Annotated in this window: 16 protein-coding genes and 2 pseudogenes; 9 read left to right on the top strand and 9 right to left on the bottom strand. The window is 69.6% G+C overall.

Features of this window, described 5'->3' with window-relative positions; all coding sequences use genetic code 11:
* Positions 1 to 80 precede the first annotated feature (80 nt).
* Together ADL29_RS40570 and ADL29_RS06335 are read right to left on the bottom strand one after the other, a co-directional pair.
* Positions 81 to 522, bottom strand: a pseudogene (locus ADL29_RS40570) (tyrosine-type recombinase/integrase); the annotation flags it as partial.
* A 74-nt stretch (positions 523 to 596) separates the two neighbouring features.
* Positions 597 to 818, bottom strand: a pseudogene (locus tag ADL29_RS06335) (transposase); the annotation flags it as partial.
* 1,124 nt (positions 819 to 1,942) lie between these two features.
* Between ADL29_RS06335 and ADL29_RS06330 the strand changes: the two are divergent.
* Together ADL29_RS06330 and ADL29_RS06325 are read left to right on the top strand one after the other, a co-directional pair.
* A complete protein-coding gene (locus ADL29_RS06330; RefSeq protein ID WP_053922808.1) occupies positions 1,943 to 2,746 on the top strand; it encodes a glycerophosphodiester phosphodiesterase in 804 nt (267 codons plus the stop codon).
* Positions 2,747 to 3,050: 304 nt separating this feature from the next.
* Positions 3,051 to 4,355 (top strand): acyltransferase family protein, encoded by a 1,305-nt coding sequence (locus tag ADL29_RS06325; protein ID WP_053922739.1) that lies wholly within the window; start codon positions 3,051 to 3,053, stop codon positions 4,353 to 4,355.
* Positions 4,356 to 4,589: 234 nt separating this feature from the next.
* Here the strand turns inward: ADL29_RS06325 and ADL29_RS06320 are convergent, their stop codons facing one another.
* The 3 genes from ADL29_RS06320 to ADL29_RS06310 form a co-directional block, all read right to left on the bottom strand.
* Positions 4,590 to 5,069: a RidA family protein gene (locus ADL29_RS06320; RefSeq protein ID WP_107094906.1), complete on the bottom strand. Its 480-nt coding sequence runs from the start codon at positions 5,067 to 5,069 to the stop codon at positions 4,590 to 4,592.
* A 170-nt stretch (positions 5,070 to 5,239) separates the two neighbouring features.
* The gene (locus tag ADL29_RS06315) at positions 5,240 to 6,919 is read right to left on the bottom strand and encodes a bifunctional 3'-5' exonuclease/DNA polymerase (protein ID WP_053922738.1); all 1,680 of its coding nucleotides are present in this window, start codon (positions 6,917 to 6,919) and stop codon (positions 5,240 to 5,242) included.
* 107 nt (positions 6,920 to 7,026) lie between these two features.
* Positions 7,027 to 8,145, bottom strand: a complete 1,119-nt coding sequence (locus tag ADL29_RS06310; protein ID WP_053922737.1) for a winged helix DNA-binding domain-containing protein — start codon at positions 8,143 to 8,145, stop codon at positions 7,027 to 7,029.
* Between the two features lie 244 nt (positions 8,146 to 8,389).
* Between ADL29_RS06310 and ADL29_RS06305 the strand changes: the two genes are divergently transcribed.
* The 3 genes from ADL29_RS06305 (at position 8,390) to ADL29_RS06295 (ending at position 10,142) form a co-directional block, all read left to right on the top strand.
* A complete protein-coding gene (locus ADL29_RS06305; RefSeq protein WP_053922736.1) occupies positions 8,390 to 8,638 on the top strand; it encodes a chaplin in 249 nt (82 codons plus the stop codon).
* Positions 8,639 to 9,341: 703 nt separating this feature from the next.
* On the top strand, positions 9,342 to 9,590 hold the full coding sequence (locus tag ADL29_RS06300; protein ID WP_053922735.1) for a chaplin: 249 nt from the start codon (positions 9,342 to 9,344) through the stop codon (positions 9,588 to 9,590).
* 267 nt (positions 9,591 to 9,857) lie between these two features.
* Positions 9,858 to 10,142 carry a hypothetical protein gene (locus ADL29_RS06295; RefSeq protein WP_053922734.1) on the top strand — a complete coding sequence of 95 codons (285 nt, stop codon included), beginning with the start codon at positions 9,858 to 9,860 and terminating at the stop codon, positions 10,140 to 10,142.
* 482 nt (positions 10,143 to 10,624) lie between these two features.
* Here the strand turns inward: ADL29_RS06295 and ADL29_RS06290 are convergent, their stop codons facing one another.
* Positions 10,625 to 11,248 (bottom strand): hypothetical protein, encoded by a 624-nt coding sequence (locus tag ADL29_RS06290; RefSeq protein ID WP_053922733.1) that lies wholly within the window; start codon positions 11,246 to 11,248, stop codon positions 10,625 to 10,627.
* Positions 11,249 to 12,132: 884 nt separating this feature from the next.
* On the opposite strand from ADL29_RS06290, the gene ADL29_RS06285 reads away from it, so the two are divergent.
* A complete protein-coding gene (locus tag ADL29_RS06285) occupies positions 12,133 to 12,978 on the top strand; it encodes a nitrilase-related carbon-nitrogen hydrolase (RefSeq protein ID WP_046926790.1) in 846 nt (281 codons plus the stop codon).
* A gap of 50 nt (positions 12,979 to 13,028) precedes the next feature.
* Here the strand turns inward: ADL29_RS06285 and tatA are convergent, their stop codons facing one another.
* The 3 genes from tatA to rpmB form a co-directional block, all read right to left on the bottom strand.
* Positions 13,029 to 13,226 (bottom strand): Sec-independent protein translocase subunit TatA, encoded by a 198-nt coding sequence (gene tatA / locus ADL29_RS06280; RefSeq protein WP_046926789.1) that lies wholly within the window; start codon positions 13,224 to 13,226, stop codon positions 13,029 to 13,031.
* A gap of 116 nt (positions 13,227 to 13,342) precedes the next feature.
* Entirely contained in the window at positions 13,343 to 13,648 is a 306-nt protein-coding gene (gene rpsN / locus ADL29_RS06275) for a 30S ribosomal protein S14 (protein WP_053922732.1), read from the bottom strand.
* Complete coding sequence (rpmB, locus tag ADL29_RS06270) at positions 13,648 to 13,884, bottom strand: 50S ribosomal protein L28 (protein ID WP_053922731.1); 237 nt, start codon at positions 13,882 to 13,884, stop codon at positions 13,648 to 13,650. Before rpmB ends, rpsN begins: the two co-directional genes overlap by 1 nt.
* A 77-nt stretch (positions 13,885 to 13,961) precedes the next feature.
* Between rpmB and rpmG the strand changes: the two genes are divergently transcribed.
* The 3 genes from rpmG to ADL29_RS06255 are packed head-to-tail and all read left to right on the top strand — an operon-like array spanning position 13,962 to position 15,534.
* The gene (gene rpmG, locus ADL29_RS06265) at positions 13,962 to 14,126 is read left to right on the top strand and encodes a 50S ribosomal protein L33 (protein ID WP_053922730.1); all 165 of its coding nucleotides are present in this window, start codon (positions 13,962 to 13,964) and stop codon (positions 14,124 to 14,126) included.
* 8 nt (positions 14,127 to 14,134) lie between these two features.
* Positions 14,135 to 14,386, top strand: coding sequence for a type B 50S ribosomal protein L31 (locus ADL29_RS06260; RefSeq protein ID WP_053922729.1), 252 nt, complete (start codon positions 14,135 to 14,137; stop codon positions 14,384 to 14,386).
* On the top strand, positions 14,386 to 15,534 hold the full coding sequence (locus ADL29_RS06255; RefSeq protein WP_053922728.1) for a CobW family GTP-binding protein: 1,149 nt from the start codon (positions 14,386 to 14,388) through the stop codon (positions 15,532 to 15,534). The genes ADL29_RS06260 and ADL29_RS06255 overlap by 1 nt, the downstream gene beginning before the upstream one ends.
* The last annotated feature ends 100 nt before the right edge of the window (positions 15,535 to 15,634 follow it).

Here is a 15,634-nt window from a genome sequence, read left to right as displayed (position 1 = left end):
GTTTTGCCCTGCTCGGGGCATGGTGGGGCGCACGGCCGGGGTGCCGTGGGCTGGCGTGCGTGAGCGGAGCGGTTGTTGATCTAGCTCTTCGGCCTCTTCCGCTTGGCCTTGGCCTTGGCCTTCGCAGCCTTGCGCTGGAGGGGGACCAGCTTCGCGGTGGCCTCGGCGGCGTTCTTGCCGACCTGGGGCAGGACGCTTTGATAAATGTCCCGCGTGATGCGGCTGTCACTGTGCCCGAGGGTGTCCGACCGATCTTGATGTCGATGTCGGCGGCCGGCATGAGGGTTGCGGCACCGTGGCGCAGGTCGTGCAGACGGATCGGCGGGAGGCCGGAAGCGGTGAAGAGCCGCTCGAAGAGGTCTGTCACCAGGCTGAGCCCCACTCCTCGCGGTTCGCATCCTGCCGCTCGCGGTGCAGCTTCAGGACGTTGACGGTGCCGTCATCGAGCGCGACCACGCGGTAGCCGTTGCCCGTCTTTGGCTCGGATGCCTCGACCGCCCAGCCATCCTGCACGAGCTGCGACCTCGCTAAGGGTTGTCCCGTAAATGATCTTCGAGCCACTTCGGGCGTGGGTAGCCGCAGTGCGGGCCGCTGAACTATCCGGCGAGGGCGAGGTTGTACATCCGGGCGATGCCGAGCATGGCGTGATGGACGCCGTCGCCTTTGAGGCGGCAGTCGCGGAGGATCTTCCGGGTCTTCATTCGGGCGAAGGCGTGCTCGACGCGGGCGCGGACCTGCTTGTGTGACTTGTTGTGTTCCTCCTTCCAGTCCGCAAGTTCGCTCTGGCCGCGCTCACGGCGGTGTGGAATGACGGGCCCTTGTGCGGCCATCGGGCCGGGCGTGGATCTTCGGAGGGCTCCTGCGAAGCCCGGCGGGCAGCGCCCCGGGGGCCATGGCGGCGCTCGCTTCGGCGGCCGTGGTGAGCCGGACGGGCCTGTTCCGTTTGATCTCGCCGTGCATGGGTGATTCGGCACCCGGAACCACGGTTCAACTCGGACTGATTCCACCGCCGCCACGGTGCTGCCCCAGTCAACTACGCTGCCGGATCACGGCTTTGCCTGCGTTCAACGTTCCGGCGCGAGTCATGCTTCCAGTCGTAGTGGGCGCCGGGGCCGGTGCGGGACCAGTACATGGAGAATCACCGATTCCGGCTTTGGCTGCTCATCGTCGGCGAAAAAATGATCAACGGGCTGTGAAGAGCCGTCAGAAGAGCCGTCAGAAGCGCCGACATGAGAGCCACCGCTCGCATGCCCCGTCTCGACGCCCCTGGTCGACGGAACGCGCGGGCGGCAGGGATAAAACAAGGATGCAGCCCGGGGACTTGCGATGGATATTCCGCGCGCAGCGCCGTCCCGAATTCTGTCGTGTACGCGCTCCGACCGACCGCACCGGACATGAACGGGAGGCCCTCAGCAGCGGCACGGCCGTGCGCGGTCGTCCACCCGGCAGCTCGCGGCCCACCGCACCGCCCCCAGGGACCCGCCTTTTCTGGTCCTTTCTGGCTCTTTCCGGTAAGAATTTCCCTCCTGGTATCGCCGGTGCCGTCGGCATCGCTGATATCGCTGACATCACTCGAATCGGATGCTCGCCGTGCGGACCGGAATTCGGCAGACATGCGCGGCGGGTCCCGCCCCGCGCTACGCAAATTCAAGCCTCTATTCGGCCATGTAGTCGACCCTTCGAATTGCCGAAACTTCCGCCGCAATTTCGAACAGATGGCCTCGATCGCGGTCGGATATCGCGCGCAGTCTGTCATTTCCGGCCCGCGGGAACCGCCGCCAGAGGTGCGTACGCGCCCGCCCGGATGGCCGTCCCGCATGGCGGGGCCCGGGGTGCGGCGGCATGTTGGGGGCAGCGATCAGGAGGCTCCCGCATGCACCGGAGACGGCCGAGGAGACCGCTTCGGGGGCGGATGAAGCCCGCCGCGGCGGGTGTCGCCTTCATGGCCGTGGCTGCGGTCCCGCTGTCCGTGGCGGGGGCCGGGCCGTGGAGCGGAGCGGGCGCCGGGCTCCCGCTGGTGATCGCCCACCGCGGCGCCTCCCGCTATGCGCCCGAGAACACCCTCGCCGCCGTCGACGCCGCCTACCGTCGCGGGTTCCTGTGGGTCGAGAACGACGTCCAGCGCACCAAGGACGGCCAGCTGGTCGTGCTGCACGACACCACGCTGCGCCGGACGACCGACGTCGAAAGGGTGTTCCCTGGCCGGGCGCCTTGGCGCGTACGGGATTTCACCGCGGCCGAGATCGCTCGGCTGGACGCGGGCAGCTGGTTCGGGCCGCGATTCGCCGGGGAGCGGGTGCCCACGCTCGCCGCCTATCTGAGCCGGCTGGACCACAACGGCCAGCGACTGCTGCTGGAGATCAAATCCCCCAGGGTCTACCCCGGAATCGAGGCGGACCTCGTCGGCGAACTCCGCCGCCGCGGCTGGCTGGACCGTACCCACACCGGAAGCCGGCTGGTCGTCCAGAGCTTCTGCGTGCGCTGCGTGAAGGCGGTCCATGAGCTGGCGCCCCAGGTGCGTACGGGAATTCTGGGATCGCCCCCAGTGGCCGGGCTGACCCGCTTCGCCCGCTTCGTCGACGAGATCAACCCCCGTATGTCCGCGCTGAGTTCGCGCTGGATCGCGGCCGTCCACCGGCTGCGCGGCCCGCACGGCAGGCCGTTGGAGGTCTATGCATGGGATGTGGGGAAGAACACGGGCGCACGGGAGGCACGGGACCGCGGTATTGAAGGGGTCATCGCCTAGGGCGCATTACTAGGGCATTATCGTGATTTCGCGCGTCGATCGGATCCGGTCGCACACATTCGCTCGCCGCACGGTACGTTCAGGAGCGGTGAAGGAGCTGTGGAAGCCGGACACGCCGCCGAAGGACCGTGCCGGGCGGGGATTTACGGGATTCCCGTGGCACGGCTAAGGTGCCAGAGATGTTCGACGCCGCCACACTCCCCGCAAAAGACCTAAGACGCAGGATGACGCTTTTGGGTTCCTATTTGGGGCCCGGTGCGGGCCCGCGTCCGGCTGCTCCCCAGGGTTCGTTCCGGGAGGGCCCTTGACGAACGATTTTCCGGTGTACGGCGAGCGGCGGGCGCCGCTGCCCCCGCAGCGGCAGGTGCCCGACGAGGCGTCCTCCGGCCCGCTGAGAGCGGGTGCGGCGACCGCCACCATAACGGGGGCCGCGACGGCCACCGGCACCGGCACCGCCGACCGCCCGACGCCGCAGGCAGCCCCGGGCGGACCAGGGACGCGTACCAGGCCCGCCGGCGGGTCGCACGGCAGGCACAAGGCACGCAAGGCGCACGGCAAGGCCAAGGCCGCCACCGGCGCCAACGGCAAGTCCCGCGACGCGTTCTTCGACAACGCGAAGTACCTGGCCATCGTTCTGGTGGCGATGGGGCACTCGTGGGAGCCGCTGCGCGACGGCAGCCGCTCGGCGGCCGCCCTGTACATCACCGTCTACGCCTTCCACATGCCGGCGTTCATCATCATCTCCGGCTACTTCTCGCGCAGTTTCGACATGCGCAAGGACCGGCTGCAGCGGCTGATCACCGGCGTCGCGGTCCCGTACATCCTCTTCGAGGTCGCCTACACGTTCTTCAAGAGGTGGGCGGACGACGACCCGAAGTACCCCATCAGCCTCACGGACCCCTGGTACCTCACCTGGTTCCTGCTGGCGCTGTTCATCTGGCGGCTGACCACCCCGCTGTGGAAGATCGTCCGCTGGCCGATCCCGCTCGCGCTGGCCATAGCGACGCTCGCGTCCGTCTCGCCGAACATCGGCAACGACCTCGACCTCCAGCGGACGCTGCAGTTCCTCCCCTTCTTTGTCGTCGGTCTGTGCCTGAAGGCTGAGCACTTCAAGCTCGTACGCAACCGGCAGGCCCGGATGGTGGCCGTACCGGTCTTTGCCGCCGCCCTGGTCTTCGCGTACTGGGCCGCGCCGCGCATGAACGCCGCGTGGTTCTACCACCGGGACGCTGCCCAGGAACTCGCCGCCCCGTGGTGGAGCGGCGTGGTGATGACCCTGGCGATGTTCGGCTGCTCGCTGGTCCTGGTGGCCTGCTTCTTCGCCTGGGTGCCGGGCCGCACGATGTGGTGCACGGCGCTGGGCGCGGGCACCCTCTACGGCTACCTGCTCCACGGCTTCCTCGCCAAGGGCTCCCGCTTCTGGAACTGGTACGACAACCCGTGGGTGCACAAGCCCTGGGGCGCGGTACTGCTCACGATCGCCGCCGGCACCATCGTCACCCTGCTCTGCACACCGCCGGTGCAGAAGGCCTTCCGCTGGGCGATGGAGCCCAAGATGACCTGGGCGTTCAAGAAGGACCCGGTGGGCATGGCCCGCAGCCGGAACTGAGCGTCAGCGGCGTGTGAACGGTGCCAGGGGCACCTGTTCCATCGGGAGATCCGGTGGAACAGGTGCCCCTGGCGCGTATGCCTGCTCCTCCGGTCGACCGTGTCCCAAGTCGGCGGCCGTACCCGGGGCTTCGTCCGAGGAGAACGGAAGAGAACATGCCGTTCCGAAGCGGCACCGACGCCACCGCCACCGCCTACCGCCGACGACACGGGCGACACCGGCGATGTCGTCCCCCTAGCCGCTGCTGACACCTTCCCGGACGACCGCGATGCCCTCGATCTCCACCAACGCCGCCTCGTCCCACAGACGCGTCGTGCCGATCACGGCCATGGCCGGGAAGTCCGTACCCACCAGACGCTTCCAGACCAGGCCGATTTCCCGCGCATGGCGGCGGTAGTCGGCGACATCGACGGCGAAGACGGTGAGCTTGGCGAGATCGGACGGGCCCGCGCCGGAAGCCGCCGCCACGTCCAGGAGGTTGCCCAGCGCCCGCTCGAACTGCGCGACGATGCCGTCCCCGACGATCCGGCCTTCCCCGTCGAGCGCGGTCTGCCCCGCGAGGAACACCATGGTCCCGGAGGCGGCACGCACGCCATGACTGAACCCGGTAGGCGGTGCCAGATGGGCCGGGTTGACGCGCTCCAGACCGACGCCAGAGCCCTCAGATACTTCGGGCCGCACGAACACCCCAGGCACCTCGCCGCTCACGCTCATCTCCGGTGTGCTCCCTCCGCCGCCAACTCGTACCGCTCACCCAGGGATTGAAGCGCGTACCGCTCCTCCTGCGGAAGCTCTTCGTCGGGGATGACGAGAACGAAGCCGGCCGGCCCACAGCGACGGCACTGGTGTCACTGGTGTCACTGGTGTCACTGACGGCGCTGACGTCATTTGGCCTCGGCATAGCAGTCCACCACCGCCGTGGTGAACGGAAAGCGCACCGGTATGTCCCCGAAGGCGATCCGGCCCGCCGCCGCGGCCGCCGTCGCGATGGCCTCGGACACCGTGTCGGCCTCCTCGGCCGGGCAGTGCACGATCACCTCGTCGTGCTGGAAGAAGACCAGCTCGGCGCGGAGGCCGCCCCGGGACAGCGCATGGCGCAGCGCGGCCAGCATCAGCAGGGCCCAGTCGGCGGCGCTGCCCTGGACGACGAAGTTACGGGTGAACCGGCCCCGGGCGCGGGCCGCCGAGCTGCTGCCGTAACCGGAAGGGGCTTCCTCCTCTTGGGGGAGGCCCGCCTCGTCGGGCGGTGCCACGGATGCGGGCGGGCAGGTGCGGCCCATCCAGGTGCGCACCAGGCGGCCCTCCTCGCCGGCGCGGGCCGCGTCGTCGACATAGGCCACCGCGGCCGGATAGCGGCGGCGCAGATCGGCCATGTGCTTGAGGGCGTCGCCGGACGTCTGGCCGTAGATCGCGCCCAGCAGGGCGAGCTTGGCCTGGGCGCGGTCGCCGCGGAAGGCGCGGGCGGCGAGGTCGGCGTAGAGGTCCTCGCCGCTGCCCGCCACCTCCATCAGGCCGCGGTCCCGGGAGACGGCGGCCAGCATCCGGGGCTCCATCTGGTCGGCGTCGGCGACCACCAGGCGCCAGCCCGGGTCGGCGCGTACGGCCTGCCGGATCACCTTGGGGATCTGCAGCGCCCCGCCGCCGTTGGTGGTCCAGCGGCCGGAGACCGTGCCACCGGGGAAGTACTCGGCACGGAAACGGCCGTCTCGCACCCACTGCTGCAGCCAGGACCAGCCATGGGCGGTGTGGAGGCGGTAGAGGAACTTGTACTCGAGCAGGGGTGCCACCGCGGGGTGGTCGATCTGCTGGAGTTCCCATTTGCGGGTGGAGGAGAGGGAGATCCCGGCCTTGGCAAAGGCCTTGATGATGTCGTTCGGCAGGTCGGGGCGCACGCGCTCGTCCGGCCCGAAGGCGCGTGACACCTCTTCGGCCAGCTCTGCCATGCGCCGCGGCTCGAGGCCGCCCGGATAGCGCTCGCCCAGCAGGCCGTGCAGCACCTCGCGGTGCACATCCGCCCGCCACGGCACCCCGGCCCGGGTCATTTCCGTGGCGACCAGCATGCCCGCCGACTCGGACGCGAGCAGCAGCCGCATCCGCTCCGGGTGTTCGGCCTTCGCCGTACGGGCCACCTGGCCGGCATACACCTCCAGCAGGGCCGTCAGCTCGTCCGTGCCGGTCGGCAGTGGCACCGGGCCCGGCTCGAACAGCGACGGCTGGGTCTCGGCGGCCCGGGCCGGCGCGTCGTCCGGCACCGGCAGGCCGTGCAGTCGCGCCCAGGCGGCGGCCAGTGAACGCGGCTGGCCCGACTGGCCCTCCTCGTGGCCGATCAGCAGCGCCTCGGCAGCCTCGACGTCGTAACAGCGCTCGACCCGCACACCGGCCGCCAGCAGACGCCGGTAGATCTCTGAGGTGGACCGCCACACCCACCGCTCGACCCCGGCCCGCGACCGCACGGCCTCGGCCAGCGAGGGCTCCTCCAGCACCGGCCCGGCGGCCCGGCCCTCCGAGGTGAGCGGGCAGAGACGAGCACCCCCGTCGCCCGTCTCCGCCACTGCCCATCTCATGCAGCCGAGTCTTGCACCAGGGTCTGACAATCGCGCTGACCTGTGCATTCGACCCGCGGGGCGGTCGGCGGCCCCGCCCGGAACGTGCAGGGCCCGGCCCGCCGGACCTACCCCGTACGGACGACCAGCGGCCGCTCGCGCCCCGTACAGCGCGCCAGATGGGCGGCCTCCGCCTCCAGCCCCTCCCGCGGCACCTCCCCGTGCTCACCGAACAGCGTCACGACCACCGCCTCCTCCGTGAACTCCCACACTCCGGCCACCCGCCCCCGGTGCACCACCACTGGCGAGATCCAGCCTGCCGCCCGGCTCACCGCCTTGCGCCGGTCCGCCGCGATCAGCCGGGTGTCGCCGGTGCCCGGACCCAGCACGTACTGGTCGAAGCCCGCCAGCAGCCGCACGTCCTGCGACGGTGCCGCCCGCGCCAGCTCCTCCGCGTCCTCGCTCAGCACATACGCGCCGTCCTCGCCGTCCACCTCCACCGCCGTCAGCCGGTTGCCCAGCGACGCGAACCAGCCGCGGAGCCGTGCCTTACGGGTCGCCCCGCGCAGCAGCCATGCGTCGAACGCGGCGGGCGTCGCCGGGCCGTGCGCCCTCAGATACGCGGGGATCACCACGGCGGCGGCCTCCTCCGGGTCCGGTATGCCGCGCCAGTCCGGCACCCAGGACCGCGGCGAGGTGAACGTCACCCTCTGCCCCTGGGGCGGCCCCTGACACAGCCGCCCCGTCCAGGCCAGCGGTTTGAGGACGGCGCCCCATCCGGACGACAGCTGCTCGCCCAGCTCCTCCAGGCCACTGCGCGCCAGCACCGCCTCGGTCAGCTCCTGCCGGGTCAGCACCCGCCCGTCCAGGATGTCGTCGACGGCGTCCCCGAGGGCCGCCATCTGCGCCGCGCTCACCCCGAACGCCTTCTGCCAGGATGGCTTTCCCCAGGTCCGGGCGGCACCCAGGAGCGCCAGATACGCCCCCGCCCGCTCGGCCGGCAGCAGGTGCAAGGTGCCCCGCATCGCCCAGGTCTTCACCACCGCACGCGTCGCCAGGGAACGCCGTACGGCATCGGGCACAGGGGCCAACTGGCGTGTGCTGACGGCCAGTTCGGCGGCGGAGGCCAGCTGCGCCTGTACACCCGCCAGGCGCTCCACCATCTCCGCGACGGAGCCCGTCGTACGAGGCGTCAGGCTCTGCTGCCGCAGCCGCCAGGCCAACACCTGTGTATATGTCACCTTCATACGGCCATTGCACACGACTCCACTGACAAACACATGACTTCGCGGACGTCCACCGAACAATGAATGCCAACTGAATTCCGGGGGCGCAGATATGTGAGGATGGGGAATGGCGGTACCTCGGGTCGATCTGTTACCACCTTCACCCGAATGCTGCAATACCTCTTTCCGGGCTGGTGCGTTGAACAGGTTGTCGCTCTAAGCGGCGCGTACAGATCCTGAATGCTGCTCAGTGAAGAGGTTCACAGTGAAGCTTGTTTCGAAGGCCGCCGTCCTGTCCGCTGCCGCGGGCGTGGCCGTCGTGGGCGGGGCCGGTGTGGCCGCCGCCGGCGGGCACGGTGCCGATGCCAAGGGTGGTGCCGCCCACTCCCCGGGTGTGATTTCCGGCAACGTCGTCCAGGTCCCGATCGACATTCCGATCAACGTCTGCGGCAACTCCGCCAACTTCATCGCGCTGCTCAACCCGACGTTCGGCAACAAGTGCATCAACGCCTGACGCGTGCACCTCTGACCGTCGCCTAGCGCCGGAACAAAGGCCGGTACGCGCTCTCCGTACCGGCCTTTCGCCTGCCCGGAATCCGGCCCGTTCCCGGAACCGGCCACGGCTGCAACACCGCGCAGCTGCAGTGATATCTGCCTATCGCTTCGATATCCGTCTATCGCTTCGTGGCATTCGGGTGAATGGGCGGAACCACACCCTCGGGGGCGAGTTGACCAGGGCGCTCCGGATGCGGGTGCTCCGGGTGACTGCCCCTCAGGGTGCGGGCACTCCGCTGCGAAAAGGATGAAATGTGATCAAGAAGGCCTTGGCCGCGACGGCGATAGTCGGGGCCGTCGTCGGTAGCCGGCGACGGCCGCCCCCGTGCGGCCACACATGGCAGGGTGAGCCCGCGGCTGGAGCCCACCCAGGTATGAACCGCTGGGGGAAATTCTTGATCCCCTTTCGGTAGGAATTCGTATTCGGCACAGGCCTCGCCCGTTCGAACTGCGGTGATATTTCCGGCGTCGCATGTGCGACGGCAATCTCTCGAAACGTCCTTGCACCGTTCGAGCGATTCTTCCGAAAACTTCGCCACGGGGGTTTCGTTGGCGGGGGTTAATCGTTACCAATAGCTGCAGCGGTGTTACGGGCGAGCAGGATTCCGCCCGTGCGACACGACGGTCGTGTTCGCTACGGACCCGCTACGGAAGGGCTGAAAGTGAAGTACGCAAAGGTCGCTGCAATTACTGCCGGCACGCTCATGGCGGTGGGTGCGGCCACGCCGGCATTCGCCAACTCCGACGCCAAGGGCGGCGCAAAGGGTTCCCCCGGTGTGATCTCGGGCAACGTCGTCCAGGTCCCGATCAACATCCCGATCAACGTCTGCGGGAACACCATCAACTTTGTCGCGCTGCTCAACCCGGCGTTCGGCAACGTCTGCATCAACGCCGAACACGGTCGCCACTGACGCGAAGCAATTCGAGCCATGCCGCTCTGACCGGCCCCGGTGCGCAGTCCATGTGCGCCGGGGCCGTCCGCGTTCTGCGGCACGGAAAGGCGAACAGGCGATTCTTTCGGGTGGCGCCGGAAAGAAGCGGGAAGTTTCGGAGTTTCCCCGGCGGTCGGGAGTCGTTAGTCATGACGCAAGCGGTGATTCGAGCAGCGAAGTGATTGCTCACGCGGCGCCGGTGTCGCGATCCGATCAAGCACCGCCCCGAGAAGGGACAGCAAAAAAGTGAAGTACGCGAAGTCTGCCGCGATTGTTGCCGGGACCGTCGTGGCGATCGGCGCCGCCGCCCCCGCTTTCGCCACCACCACCCCCGCGCCCCCGCGCACGCGCGTGAACAGCCCGCTGACGGACGCGCTGCAGGGCAAGCAGGACGATGTCGCACCGCTGGTCAAGACGGTCCGGGACACGGCGAAGACCGTGAAGGCCGGGCCCAGGAACCTCCTCCGCGGTAACAAGGTCAACCGCGGCGGGCCGGGTCTGCTGCTCGGTGGGCTGCAGATCCCCAGGTAATTCCCGATGCGCGCCGAACTCCGCTGACTTCGCTTTCTCGGCCCCGCAGACGGTATCCATGGATCGGCACCGCGGATCGGCAAGACCGGTCGTAAGGCCGGTCGCCAGGCCGGTCGGCACGTCGCGTCAGGGCATCAACGTGCAGGCCGGCCCATTCCCTGCGGGACCGGGAACGGCAAGCGCACCCATTGACGGGACGGACAGGACCCGGGCCGCCCAGGCCTCCTTCTGCCGGGCGGCCCGGGTTTTGTCGGGTATGCGTGTGATAATCGCCCGACGGCTGCCGCATTGTTATTCGGTTGTGACTGAATCGGGGCGCCCGGGTCGTTATTCAAGGCGTGTGGAGGGATGCATGCCAATGCCCTTGCGAGATTGATGGGGCCGCCGGGGCGTTGGTGTGTCGGCTGGAATCCCGAACATCATGACAAAAAGCACCGGGCCCGCGCCGCAATCGGCAGCGCGGGCCCGGTGGTGTTTCCGGATCAGGAAATTCCGCCGGGGAGTCTGGGCAGAGTTGGCAGGCCCGGCAGATCGGGCACCGGCAGCCCTCCGAGCGTAATGCTGACAAGGAAGTTCGACAGCGCGGTGACGCTGTTTGCCACGGCCTTGGTGACGGCGTCCGAATCACCCGCCGAAATCGTCTTGAGCAGTGCATCGGTCTTTGCCCGGAGCCCCGTCAGGGCCGCGGCCCGCAGATCGGCGGCGGTCTTTCCGGTGGCGGGCCGGGAACCGTTGTCGGGCTGCGAGACCGAGGGCGTGGAAGGGGCCGCGGGGCCGGCCGCCTGCTGAGCGGTGGCGAGGGCCTTCTTGATGGCCGTGCTGTGCGTGGTGATCCGATCGGGGGGCAGCTTGCCCGCGTCTGCGGCCGCGAGAACGTCATTGATCAGACCGGTTACCGGTGTGAGTACCCCGGAGATATCGCCGAGGCTCTTGGCCTGCGCCTTGAGGGTGTCGGTGTTCGGCAGCGGGGCCTTTCGCGGGGAGGCGCCGGAGGGGTGGGCCGCGGCGTCGTCGATGGACGCAATGGCCTCTCCCGCGGCGCCCAGAGCCAGGGCTCCGCACACGGCGGCGGAGACCACCAGACCGGCCTTCCGGGACATGCGCATGGAAGGTTCCTTTCCGTGGTGTGCGGAGGATCCGTACGGTGTGATGTGCTCATCGCGGTGCGAGGCGCTCATCGTCAACTCTGCGAACGTCATTGACGGTGTGCAACATGTGACGAGGCAGATGGGCTGTCTCGCCTTGCGGTAGGGGCGGGTGACGCCTTATCGGCACGCATATTTCCAGCTGTTCGGGTGAGGGCGCGGAACTTGCTCTCGCGTGACCTGTTGTTGAGACAGGGATCCACGCAGATATCGATCCACGAAGGTTCACGAAGGCGATCGATGACCGCATGACGGCAAGCCGGTCACCGGCAGCGGCGCCGTCACTGCGCACAGGAATCTCTCCCGCACGGGAATCCTCCCTGTCCGGGATCCTGAGCACCCGGCTCGGCCCGCGGGAGAGGAAGACATGCGGCGGAACGGAAAGAGGGGCGTGCTCGTGGCGGCCATGGCCGGTGCCGGGGAGCCCTCCCGGAGCGGGGTGCCGGGCGGCCGTCGGTGCACCCGCCCGCCGTGGCCGGTCAGGGGCTCGGCGGCCGGCCGAGCGGATCCGGCGGGCCGCTCGGCCTGGGCCACCCGGCCGAGGCGGCCGTCGGCATCGCCGGACGACTCGGCCGTGCACCGCCGTACCCCCGCTGCCGGGCGGAGCTGCGGCTGGAGGCCGCCCGGCGGTCGTACGGCGCATCGTGCGGATCAACGTGTGAAACCTGTGTCCGGCACGGGAAGGATCGTTCTTTCGCCCGTTGGTGGGGACCCCCCTGCCTGCGGGTTTGACGTGGCTGTGGGGTGTGGTCGCAGTGCGGTGCGTAATCCGGGAGACCATACGGCCAGGAGCTGGCAAAATTGCGTAAAAGCCGCAAAGCCGACTGATCGGTGAGGTGTGGGCCATGCGTATCGCACTGGCGCAGACGGACTGTGTGCTGGGTGAGGTGGCGGAGAATCTCGATCACGCGCGCGAGCAGATCCAGCAGGCGGCGGAGCAGGCTGCCGATCTCGTCGTCTTTCCCGAACTGAGCCTCCACGGCTATCACTTGGGGGCGCTCAAGCGGGATGCCTCCATCGAGGCGCGTGATCCCCGGCTGCTGGAGCTGAGCCTCCTCGGGCCCGACGTGCTGGTCGGCTTCCACGAGCACACCAGCCTGCGGGCGTACAACGCGGCCGCGCATTATGCGGAGGGGGCGCTGCTGCACGCCCACCGCAAGCTCTATCTGCCCAATTACCTGGCCTGGGAGGAGCGCAAGCACGTCAGCCCCGGGCAGTCGCTGCGGGCGTACGACCTGACGAAGTCGGCGAGCGGCGGGCGGGGCGCGATGCTGGTGTGCAATGACGCATGGCAGCCGGTGCTGCCGTGGCTGGCGGTGCAGGACGGGGCCGAGGTGCTGTTCGTGCCGACCAACAGCGCGGCGAGTCTGGATCCGGAAGCGATGGACACCGGCGTGTACTGGGACACGCTGCTGTCCTATACGGCGCGGATGCTGCAGTGCTGGGTGGTGTTTGTGAACCGGGTCGGCAACGAGCACGGCGCCTCGTTCTGGGGCGGCTCGCGGGTGGTGGATCCACGGGGGATGGTCGTGGCGCAGGCGCCCAAGTGGGAGCCCGCGCTGGTGACCGTGGACATCGACCCCGCCGAGGCGCGCCGGCAGCGGCGGGCGGTTCCCCTGGTGGCCGAGGCCCGGCTGGGGCTGGTCGACCGCGAGGTACGGCGGCTGATCGACGAGGGCGGGGACAGCTAGGGCAAGGGCGGCGCCTCCGAGGCATCCCCCCGGCCCCGTCCGTCCGCCCGTCAGTGGCCGGGAGCCGACTCCGGACGGGCGGCATCGGCCGGGCGCTCGTCCTTGAGGGCCTTGGTCTCGGACTTGAGGATGCGCATCGAGCGGCCGAGGCCGCGCGCCATGTCGGGCAGCTTCTTCGAGCCGAAGAGCAGCACGAGGGCCACGAGGATCAGGATGAGATGCCAGGGCTCGAAGGCGTTGCGGAGCATGGGGCGCTCGCTTTCGTCGGGTGGCGGTGCCTGGGGACGGTCTGTCCAGTATTACCCGAACGGTCCGGCCGCCCGGTCCAGGGGGCGCGCCCCGATCCGGACGGCCGGTGGCGCGCCTACCAGCTGGATTTGCGCACGCCCGGCAGATGGCCCGCGTGCGCCTGTTCGCGCAGCCGTACGCGGGAGAGGCCGAAGGTGCGGAAGTAGCCGCGCGGGCGGCCGTCGACGCTGTCGCGGTTACGGACCCGGGTGGCGCTTGCGTCCCGGGGCTGACGGGAGAGCTCGCGCTGCGCGGCGTCGCGCTCTTCCTGCGGCGTCCGCGGATTGCGGATGACGGCCTTGAGGACCGCGCGCCGGGCCGCGTAGCGGGCGACGGTCATGCGTCGCTTCTCGTTCTTGGCGATCTTGCTCTGCTTGGCCATCAGATCTTCTCCCCCCGGGCGCGGATCCGGGCGACGGCCGCCTCGATCCCGATGGTGTCGACGGTCTTGACGCCCTTGGCGCTCAGCGTGAGCCGGATGTGCCGGCCCTCGCTTTCCAGCCAGTAGCGCTTGCGCTGGATGTTGGGGTCGAAGCGGCGCGGGGTGCGGCGGTGTGAGTGGGAGACGGTCTTGCCGAAGCCCGGCTTGCGGCCGGTCAGCTGGCAGTGGGCGGACACGGTGCGGTCCCTCCGGTGGTCGGGGCCTCCGGCGGAGGCTTATTGAAAATGGAATTCATTTGCGTATACTACCTGGCATGGCCCGCAACGAACTACGCCCGGTCATCAAGCTCCGGTCCACCGCCGGCACCGGGTTCACCTATGTCACCCGCAAGAACCGCCGTAACGACCCCGACCGCCTGGAACTGCGCAAGTGCGACCCGGTCGCCGGCCGTCACGTGACCTTCCGAGAGGAGCGCTGAGGACGGCCATGAAGCCTGGAATCCACCCCGCCTACGCGCCCGTCGTCTTCCGCGACCGGTCCGCCGGCTACGCCTTCCTGACCCGGTCGACCGCGACCAGCGAGAAGACCGTCGAGTGGGAGGACGGAAACACGTACCCGGTCATCGACGTCGAGATCTCCTCGGCGAGCCACCCCTTCTACACGGGCACCGCCAAGGTGCTGGACACCGCGGGCCGCGTCGAGCGGTTCGAGCGCCGTTACGGCAGGAAAGCCCGCTGATGCATCCGCTCAACGTCGTGCTGGTGGGCGGCCTGCACTCGGACGCGCGGCGGACCGCCGTCGAGCGGCTGCTGCGTGTGGTGCCCGGCAGCGTCGCCCTCCACCACGATCTCGCCTCGGCGGCGGAGGGCACCGTACGGCGCACCGTCCGCGACGCCGGCGCCACGCTCGACACCGGCGAGGCCCCGCTGGTCAACGACTGCGCCTGCTGCGCGCTCCGCGAGGACCTGGTGCCCGAGCTGGAGCGGCTGGCCGCGAGCCGGACGTGCCGGCTGGCGATCGTGGAGCTGTGGGACTCGGTCGAGCCGAAGGCGATGGCCGAGGTCATCACCTCGTGCGGGAGCGAGAATCTCGTGCTGACCGGGGTGATCACGGCCGTCGATCCGGCGCTGGTGCTGTGCTGTCTGGGGTGCGGTGACGATCTCGCCGAGGCGGGGCTCGCAGCTGCCGCCTCCGATCAGCGCACCGTCGCCGACACCTGGGCCCGCCAGCTGGAGTACGCGCCGGTGCTGGCGATCGTGGAGGGGGAGGAGCCGGCCGACCCCACGGACCTTGCCCTGCTGGCGCAACTGCATCCCACGGCCCGTCACATCCCTGTGGAATCGGGCGAGTTGGCGGCAGCGGCAATGGGCGGGTTCGACGTGGAGGCGGCCGCGGCGCGGCAGCACCCGGCCTGCGCGCTGCTGCCGCAGGAAGCCGACGGGGAGGGCGTCACCACGCTCGTATGGCAGCACACCCGGCCCTTCCATCCCGAGCGGCTCTATACGGCGCTGGAGGATCTGACCTGCGCGGCCGCGCGCAGCCGGGGCCGGTTCTGGCTCGCCGACCGGCCGGACACCCTGCTGTCCTGGGACGCGGCGGGCGGCGCGCTGTGTGTGGAGAACGCCGGGCCCTGGCTGGTCTCGCTGCCGGACGCCGCCTGGGAGATGGTGCCGCCCATGCGCCGGGCCGCCGCCGCGCTGGACTGGCACCCCGAGCACGGCGACCGCGCCCAGCACCTGGTCTTCGTCTCGCCCGGACTCGACCGGGAGGGGCTGACGTCCCTGCTGGAGTCCTGTCTGCTCACCGACGCCGAGTACGCGGGCGGGCCGAGGGCCTGGAAGAGCCTGCCGCCCGCGTTCGACGAGCTGCTCGACCCGGTCTCGTAGGCCGGCCGCAGCCCTGCTGAAGCGGACCCGAATCGGCCGTTTTGCGTACGGATCCGGCCCTGCCTCCGCCCGCCCACCGCCCGCTCGCCCCCACCCACAC

This window comes from Streptomyces chattanoogensis, from assembly GCF_001294335.1.
Taxonomy (GTDB): domain Bacteria; phylum Actinomycetota; class Actinomycetes; order Streptomycetales; family Streptomycetaceae; genus Streptomyces; species Streptomyces chattanoogensis.
Note: the sequence above shows the minus strand (reverse complement) of the source record. Positions and strands in the feature narration are given on the sequence as shown.